Source organism: Fulvivirga aurantia, assembly GCF_009711475.1.
Classification (GTDB): Bacteria; Bacteroidota; Bacteroidia; order Cytophagales; family Cyclobacteriaceae; genus Fulvivirga; species Fulvivirga aurantia.
Genome location: NZ_SMMD01000788.1, coordinates 1 through 8,290 on the forward strand (window position 1 = coordinate 1; position 8,290 = coordinate 8,290).

The 8,290-nt window shown below is 39.2% G+C and carries 7 protein-coding genes; 6 read left to right on the top strand and 1 reads right to left on the bottom strand.

Features of this window, described 5'->3' with window-relative positions; genetic code table 11:
* The coding region (locus E1176_RS10255; protein WP_155210519.1) for an outer membrane protein at positions 1–320 on the top strand (320 nt) is incomplete at its 5' end.
* 35 nt (positions 321–355) lie between these two features.
* Here E1176_RS10255 and E1176_RS10260 read toward each other — a convergent pair.
* Positions 356–847 (bottom strand): DUF6702 family protein, encoded by a 492-nt coding sequence (locus E1176_RS10260; protein ID WP_155210520.1) that lies wholly within the window; start codon positions 845–847, stop codon positions 356–358.
* Between the two features lie 70 nt (positions 848–917).
* On the opposite strand from E1176_RS10260, the gene E1176_RS10265 reads away from it, so the two are divergent.
* The 5 genes from E1176_RS10265 to E1176_RS10285 all read left to right on the top strand — a co-directional run bounded on the left by E1176_RS10265 (position 918) and on the right by E1176_RS10285 (position 8,239).
* Positions 918–1,502, top strand: coding sequence for a HupE/UreJ family protein (locus E1176_RS10265; protein WP_155210521.1), 585 nt, complete (start codon positions 918–920; stop codon positions 1,500–1,502).
* A 17-nt stretch (positions 1,503–1,519) separates the two neighbouring features.
* Positions 1,520–3,754, top strand: coding sequence for a M1 family metallopeptidase (locus E1176_RS10270; RefSeq protein ID WP_155210522.1), 2,235 nt, complete (start codon positions 1,520–1,522; stop codon positions 3,752–3,754).
* A gap of 163 nt (positions 3,755–3,917) precedes the next feature.
* Positions 3,918–4,451, top strand: a complete 534-nt coding sequence (locus E1176_RS10275; protein ID WP_155210523.1) for a DinB family protein — start codon at positions 3,918–3,920, stop codon at positions 4,449–4,451.
* A gap of 257 nt (positions 4,452–4,708) precedes the next feature.
* The gene (locus E1176_RS10280; protein WP_185152740.1) at positions 4,709–7,231 is read left to right on the top strand and encodes a M1 family metallopeptidase; all 2,523 of its coding nucleotides are present in this window, start codon (positions 4,709–4,711) and stop codon (positions 7,229–7,231) included.
* Positions 7,232–7,378: 147 nt separating this feature from the next.
* Positions 7,379–8,239 carry a substrate-binding periplasmic protein gene (locus tag E1176_RS10285; protein ID WP_185152741.1) on the top strand — a complete coding sequence of 287 codons (861 nt, stop codon included), beginning with the start codon at positions 7,379–7,381 and terminating at the stop codon, positions 8,237–8,239.
* The last annotated feature ends 51 nt before the right edge of the window (positions 8,240–8,290 follow it).

The window sequence follows — 8,290 nt, forward strand, 5'->3', positions numbered from 1 at the left end:
CTAGTAGTATTAATTCTGACCTGGATTATAAATGGTTTGAGTTTAATGCCAATGGTCATTATTATTTTGATGTCGAGTCTTCGGTAGAGCCATATGCACTTGGTGGGTTAAACTTTGCATTCCTATCCATTGACTATTACGACTTCTTCGGGTCCGAAGGGGTAAGAAATGTAAGTGAGACTTATGTTGGTCTGAATCTCGGAGGGGGAGTCAACTTCAATATTGATAGTAGCATTCAGCCTTATGGTGAGTTAAGACTCGTCTTGGGAGAAGCAGATCAGTTAGTAATAGGAGGTGGGATTAGGTATACCCTCAAGTAATTAATCTAAGCCAGGCAGTATTGCACTGCCTGGTGTTATTCGTAACTCAACTGTTCTTTTTCGTTATTTTCTTCAAGCTTCAGGCTTCTAATTTTTCCATCCACTTTTACGTGCACCAGATTGATTTGGTCTTCATAAAGGTCAAGCAAAACCTCATTGCGAATTTCGAGAGATTTTAGCTTTCTTACTTTCTCAACCTCCATGTAAACATAAATAGCACCGGCCTCTCTTTCAAATCCCAGGTACTTATATTCTTCTGGCTTGCCATTTACATTTATAGCAATACGATCTTTGAGATATTCTGAGATTAAATCATCTGTTGTTCTGTCTTTGTCAGGCTTTAAGATATCCAGATATCGTTCTTTTTTGATAATGCGGATATGTTTTTCGATGTCATCTAAAAATATATGAGAGGCAATTTCCAAAGCCTTTCTATCTTCGTCATACTCGATATCGGTTACACTTACATGAATTGGGTGTAAAAAACTTCCTGTAAGCAACACCGCTGATAAGAAATACTGAAGCATTTATGTAATTTGTTTTAATGGTTTAACAAGAAAGCCATATACTTGGCATTCAAAATATAAACATGCTCAAATGTCCGAATTTCTCCTGTATTTCGAACTTGGTTTTGATCATATTTTAGATGTAAACGGATATGACCACATTCTCTTTGTAATAGCGCTTTGCGCGACATTTCTAATAAGAGATTGGAAAAAGGTGCTTATACTAGTCACCGCATTCACTATAGGCCACTCGCTTACTCTGGCGCTTTCTACATTAGGTATAGTCAATTTTCGTACCGAAGTGATAGAATTTTTAATTCCTGTTACGATACTGCTTACGGCTATTGCCAACATTGTGAAGAAACAACGGACGTTTGAAAGCCCAAAGGTACAGCTCAACTACTTCTTTGCATTGGCTTTCGGATTGATTCACGGGCTGGGTTTTTCTAACTACTTAAGAGCCCTGTTAGGAAAGGATAGAAGTATTATATCACAGCTATTGGCCTTTAATATAGGACTTGAGGCAGGCCAGATAATAATCGTTGCCATTTTCCTCATAATTAGTTTTATATTGGTGGATCTATTCGGTGTGAAACGCAGGGATTGGAAGCTGGTAATTTCATCAGCAATTGGAGGTATCGCACTGATGCTAATGATGGAAACAAAATTTTGGTAATTACAAACAAACTAAACATGAGAAAAAAGCTATTTGTAGCATTAGTTGCCCTTTTTACCATAGGGTATACGTATGCTCAGGATGATCAACAATGGGAAGGTAAATTTGAGCAATTAGGCGATGAGCTACCTACTCCCAACGAATACCGTACGGGATCTGGTGCCCCAGGTGAAAAGTACTGGCAACAGAGAGCTGACTACGACATAGAAGTTTCAATAGACGATGAGAAACAGGTGCTTTCTGGTAAGGAAACAATCACTTACTATAACAACTCACCACATCCACTAAATTACCTTTGGGTACAACTAGACCAAAACGTAAGAGAGCCGGGTACCAACACGCTTAAAGTACAGCAGACAAACATCAGAGATTCACTGCCTGCAAAATTTGCAGCGCAAGGGCTTGGTTTTACTGATTACGAAGGTGGGTTCAAAATCCAGTCTGTAACAGGAGCTGATGGAAATAAACTACCACACACGATCAACAAAACCATGATGAGAGTTGACCTTGCTCAACCACTTAAAAATGGCGAAAAATTTGAAATGAATATCGAGTGGTACTACAACATCAACGATAGAATGGAACTAGGTGGCCGTGGTGGTTACGAGTACTTCCCGGAAGATGATAACTACGTATACACAATCGCTCAGTGGTACCCACGTATGGCTGTTTATGACGACTACGAAGGGTGGCAAAACAAGCAATTCCTCGGCCGTGGGGAGTTTGCACTTACTTTTGGAGACTATAAAGTAAAAATCACAGTACCGGAAGATCACATTGTGGCTTCTACAGGAGCACTTCAAAATGCAAAAGACGTTTTATCTAAAACACACCTTGAGCGTTTCGAGCAGGCAAAAAAATCGTTTGACAAGCCGGTAATTATCGTAACAGAAGAAGAAGCCATCGAAAACGAAAAAGACAAATCTTCTAAGACTCAAACATGGGAGTACCATGCTGAAAATGTGAGAGACTTTGCTTTTGCTTCTTCAAGAAAGTTTATCTGGGATGCGCAGGCAGTTAAACTAGATAACTATACGCCACTTGCCATGTCTTACTATCCTAAAGAGGGTAATCCTTTATGGGAAGAGGAGTCAACTCTGGCAGTAAAAAACACATTAGAGACATACTCAAAATACACAATCGAGTATCCTTACCCAGTAGCGATATCAGTTCACGGAGCTTCAATTGGTATGGAGTACCCAATGATTTGCTTCAACTTCGGTAGACCAAATCCTGATGGCACTTACTCAGATCGTACCAAATACAGAATGATTGGTGTGATCATACACGAAGTTGGCCATAACTTCTTCCCAATGATCATTAACTCAGATGAGCGTCAGTGGACGTGGATGGACGAAGGTCTTAACACTTTTGTACAGTATAGAACGGAGCAGGAGCAATACGAAAACTTCCCTTCTAGAAGAGGGCCTGCAGCTGGTATTGTTAATTACATGAAAGGCGATAAGAAATACATCAGACCAATCATGACTAACTCTGAGCAGATCATGCAGTTTGGTGCTAATGCATATGCTAAACCTGCTACTGCACTTAATATTTTAAGAGAAACAGTGATGGGACCTGAGCTTTTTGACAAAGCATTTAAAACTTACTCACAACGTTGGGCATTTAAACACCCTAAACCAGCTGATTTCTTCCGTACTATGGAAGATGCATCTGCCATTGATTTAGATTGGTTCTGGAGAGGTTGGTTCTACTCAGTTGACCATGTTGACATTTCTATCGATGAGGTGAAGTGGTTCAAAATGAGATCAGAGGAAACTGATGTTGAGAACAAAGGTAAAACTGTGAAAAAAGGAGATCTTACTGCAAAATCAGGAGAAGGCGAGTCTATGGACTTTGGTGATGAGCCACTTCCTTTTTCATTAATTGAAACAGATGACAGATATTATGGTGAGTTTATGAATCGCGTAGACGACAAAGCTATAATGAGCAAGTTTGCTGATAAGAACTTCTATCAAATGAAGTTTACAAACGAAGGTGGTCTTGTAATGCCTGTAATCGTTGAGTTTACTTTTGATGATGGAACAAAAACCATTGAGAAAATACCTGCAGAAATATGGAGATACAACGAAAGTGAGATTACCAAGGTATTCTCATTTGATAAAGAGGTAACAAACATCGTACTCGATCCTATGCTTGAAACTGCAGATACAGATACTGAAGACAATGTTTTCCCTAGAGAGAAGTCTACTTCCAAGTTTGACGAGTTCAAGGACAAGTCTGGAGAGTAGTTTACTTTAGTTTTAATTGATTTGTTTTAAGAAAAGGCTTCCATTTGGAAGCCTTTTCTTATTTGTAGTGTGTCTCATGATTCTTGTGGCAACAGGTGAAAATAGAGCTTTCAAAACATTTAAATAAAGTGTAACTTAAGTTGAAACCCAATCTTACACAACCATGAAAAAAACAATTGTTACACTTGCATTAGTACTTGTAGGCAGTGCTCTTATTGCTCAAGACCAGTTTAAAAATGAGGCCATCAATAATATGAGCTATACCAAAGGGCGTATTGCCCAATTGGCAGAAGCTATGCCTGATGATAAATTTGCCTGGAGCCCTGCCGAAGGCGTGAGGTCATTTTCTGGCATTATCGGACATGCCATAGCTGCAAACTACTTTTTCGGAATGAAGCTAGGGGCCACTGTGCCCGAAGGATTTAATCCCATGACGATAGAAAAAGAACTCACCTCTAAGGCTGATTTAATGGAAGCTTTGAACAAATCTCACGAATTTGTAACAGCAGCTATAAAGAGTCTGAAAGAAGAAGACATGAGCGTAAAAGTCGAGATGCCATTTCCCGGAGATTTTACCAAGATGAGCCTAGTAAATATTGTGATGAACCACTCAAGCGAGCATATGGGACAAATGATCGCCTATGCACGAATGAATGGCGTCACTCCTCCGTGGAGTATGCAGCCAGGTGAAGAATAATATTAAAGATCAATTTATAAAGCCCTAAATCATTTTTTTAGGGCTTTTTTGTGCCTTATGAATACTCAAAGCTTCCCTCAAATTTGCCTTGTAGATTTACAGTTTGAAGCAAGGCCTACTCACATTTAACCAGCCATAATGCCGTTCACGATCTACTTAAAGAGCATCGAGTAATTCTAGTCGATTCTCGATTAATTTTAAGTAGATTTGTTTTACTGAAGAAACTATTAAACCGATTTTCAATAAGATTTAATAAGATGAAGAGACTTAAATTATTTGCAGTTCTTTGCTTATTGAGCACAAGCGTGTTTGCTCAAGAAGAATGGGGACAAAAGTTTGAACAACTAGGTGAGAAACTGCCTACACCAAATACTTACAGGGCAGGTTCTGGTGCCCCGGGTGAAAATTACTGGCAGCAAAAAGCAGATTACAAAATTGATGTTTCTATCGATGATGAAACTCAAATTTTAACAGGTAGTGAAACCATTACATATTACAACAACTCTCCTGATCCTTTAGAGTACTTATGGGTACAATTAGACCAAAATGTAAGAGCTAAAGGAAACCTCTCTCAGGTAACAGGTAACACATCTATGAGAGACTCACTGCCAGCCAAGTTTTTTGAAGGCAGCATTGTAGACAATGATTATGAAGGCGGCTATGATATAAAAGCTGTAAAGGACGAGAGTGGTAAACCATTGCCTCATACCATTAACCGCACTATGATGCGTATAGACTTACCTGCTGTCTTAAAAAATGGCGAAAGCTTTACTTTTTCTATAGACTGGTCTTACAACATTTATGACAGAATGACCGTAGGTGGCCGAGGAGGCTTTGAGTACTTCCCGGAAGACGATAATTATGCTTATACCTGTGCTCAGTGGTTTCCTCGCATGGCTGTGTACGATGACTACGAAGGATGGCAAAACAAACAATTCATAGGAAGAGGGGAGTTTGCCCTTACTTTCGGAGACTATGAAGTAAACATCACTGTGCCGGCAGATCATATTGTGGCAGCAACCGGAGAGTTACAAAACGCTAAGCAGGTACTATCTAAAGATCAGTTTAAAAGATTTGAGAAAGCTAAATCTACTTATGATGCACCTGTCTTTATTGTAACAGAAGAAGAGGCTATTGAAAACGAAAAATCTAGATCAAAGAAGACAGCTACCTGGCAATTTAAGGCCGAGCGTGTAAGAGACTTCGCCTTTGCTTCTTCAAGAAAGTACATCTGGGATGCACAGGCAGTAAAATTACCTAATGGCAATACGCCATTGGCCATGTCACTCTACCCTAAAGAAGGGAACCCGCTCTGGGCTGATGAGTCGACTAAGGCTGTAAAAAATACGCTTGAAGTTTACTCTGAAAGAACCTTTGATTATCCATACCCCGTAGCAATCTCAGTACACGCGGCTAACCAAGGCATGGAGTACCCGATGATTTGCTTCAATTACGGGCGTCCGACTCCTGAAGGAGAGGTTTCTGAGAGACTAAGAGATGGTATGATCAGCGTAATTGTGCACGAAGTAGGGCACAACTACTTCCCAATGATTGTAAACTCAGATGAGCGTCAGTGGACATGGATGGATGAAGGATTGAATTCATTTTTAGAAAGAGAAACGAAGCGCGTAAGATATGATGACCTTGACCTTACCTGGGGTTCACCACAAGGTGTAACTCGTTACATGAAAATGGAGAAAAGCCAGATTCGTCCTATCATGACTAATTCCGAGCAGGTAAAGCAGTTTGGATACAACGCATATGGTAAGCCTTCAGCAGCTCTTACAGTGCTTAGAGAAACTGTAATGGGACCTGATTTATTCGATGCGGCCTTCAAAGAATACGCAAACCGATGGATGTTTAAGCACCCAAAACCAGCTGACTTTTTCCGCACAATGGAAGACGCTTCAGCCGTAGACCTTGATTGGTTCTGGAGAGGCTGGTTTTACTCTGTAGACCACGTTGATATCTCTTTAGATGAGGTAAAGTGGTTTAAAATGAGAGATGAAAAAGTAGATGTAGAAAACAAGGGTAAGAAAGGTGAGATTGCATCAGCTTCATCTAGTGAAGGCGAACAAATGATGGATTTTGGTGATAGCCCGGAGCCATTCTCACTAATTGAAACTGATGACAGATATTACGGTGAGTTTATGAATCGTGTTGACGACAAAGCGATCATGAGCAAATTTGCCGGTAAAAACTTTTATCAGCTTAAGTTTTCAAACAAAGGTGGATTGGTAATGCCAATAATCATCGAGTTTACTTTTGAAGACGGCACTAAAGAGACACAAACGATACCTGCAGAGATCTGGAGATACAATGAGCAGGAAGTGACGAAAGTTTTCTCTTTCGAAAAACAGGTGACTAATATCGTTGTAGATCCTAATAATGATACTGCAGATACAAATACAGAAGACAACATGTTTCCTAGAAAAGCGGAGGCTTCTAAGTTTGATGCTTTCAAAAAAGACATGGATGCTAAGGTGGATGCAGTAGGTACGTGGGCATACACAGCAGAAACCCCTCAGGGCAACACTACAGGAACAGTTACTATCGATAAAAAGAAAAATGATTACTCTGGTACAATGGTAGGTGCAAATGGCACTTACGAATTGCAAGAAGTAACAGTAAAAGGTAATGTTCTAAGTTTTAAGTTTAGAGTAGACGCTGGAGGAGGTATTGATATAACCTCAGAAGTTATTATCCAGGAAGATGAATTTAATGGTGAAATGAAGCTTGGATCTTACGGTACTTACCCGATAAGAGCTAGCCGTCAGTAATTAATCACTAAATCATAAAATTCATAAGGGCATGGTCTTTGAGACTATGCCCTTATTTATTTAATAGCCGTAAAACTTTATAGAATCAAATAATTTTTCCATCTTGGAAAGATTGATGATGTTGAATTTTTAAAAAAGATGAGGAGTATGAAAAGATTATTAATGTTAATTCCGATCCTGTTTATTGTGTGTGAGATTAACGCACAGAGCTTTTCAGGAGATAGCTGGGCGAAAGCTCAATCGTCAAAAAAAGCGAATATAGTTGTGACCTATACCGATGCACCAAAGTTTGCAGAGAAAGTCAATGGTAAATACAGCGGAGTTTGTTTCGATATTATGAATGACTTTGTGGCTTTCGTCAAGGAAAAGTATGGTATTACTGTAAATGTTACCTATAAAGATTTAGCACGCACCCAGGATTTTGACTTATTTTTAAATACAGTAAAGGCCAGCAATGGAGGCGTATTTGGACTTGGTGATGTAACTATTACTGATGAGCGTAAGAGCATATACACTTTTAGTCCTTCCTATTTTTCTAATGTAGCTATTCTTGCTACAAATCAGAGTGCTCCACGTTTGAGTAGCCTATCAAATATCTCTAAAGACTTTAATGGTATGATCGCAGTAGTTCAAAACGAAACTACCCACGAGCAGAGGATGAGAGATTTAAAGGCGAAATATTTTCCTGCGCTAAAAATAGAGACTACTGTAACTTTTGATGAGGCTAACAAAAAGGTTGCGAGTAATCCAAAGTATTTTACTTACATAGATTTTTCTACTTACATGCAGGTACTTGAGCAGAAACTAAATATACAAAGACAGCCAGCAGGAGATCAGAAGGGCGAAAATTTTGGCTTTATTATGCCAAAAAACAGTGATTGGGATAAGCCCATGCAAGAGTTTTTTAGTCAAAACGGTGGCTACACAAACTCAACTGAATACAGAAAAATTTTGGCAAGTAATCTGGGTAACTACATATTAAGGTTGCTTGATGCAATGAATGAATAGGCATTATAAAAAGAACAGTAGTAAGAGGCTGTCTCAAAAGTTGTAAAACAA

Bases quoted from the DNA above. Each gene is read 5' to 3' on its own strand.
- E1176_RS10285 (WP_185152741.1), top strand. From the start codon at position 7,379: ATGAAAAGATTATTAATGTTAATTCCGATCCTGTTTATTGTGTGTGAG.
- E1176_RS10280 (WP_185152740.1), top strand. From the start codon at position 4,709: ATGAAGAGACTTAAATTATTTGCAGTTCTTTGCTTATTGAGCACAAGC.
- E1176_RS10275 (WP_155210523.1), top strand. From the start codon at position 3,918: ATGAAAAAAACAATTGTTACACTTGCATTAGTACTTGTAGGCAGTGCT.
- E1176_RS10265 (WP_155210521.1), top strand. From the start codon at position 918: ATGTCCGAATTTCTCCTGTATTTCGAACTTGGTTTTGATCATATTTTA.
- E1176_RS10260 (WP_155210520.1), bottom strand. From the start codon at position 847: ATGCTTCAGTATTTCTTATCAGCGGTGTTGCTTACAGGAAGTTTTTTA.
- E1176_RS10270 (WP_155210522.1), top strand. From the start codon at position 1,520: ATGAGAAAAAAGCTATTTGTAGCATTAGTTGCCCTTTTTACCATAGGG.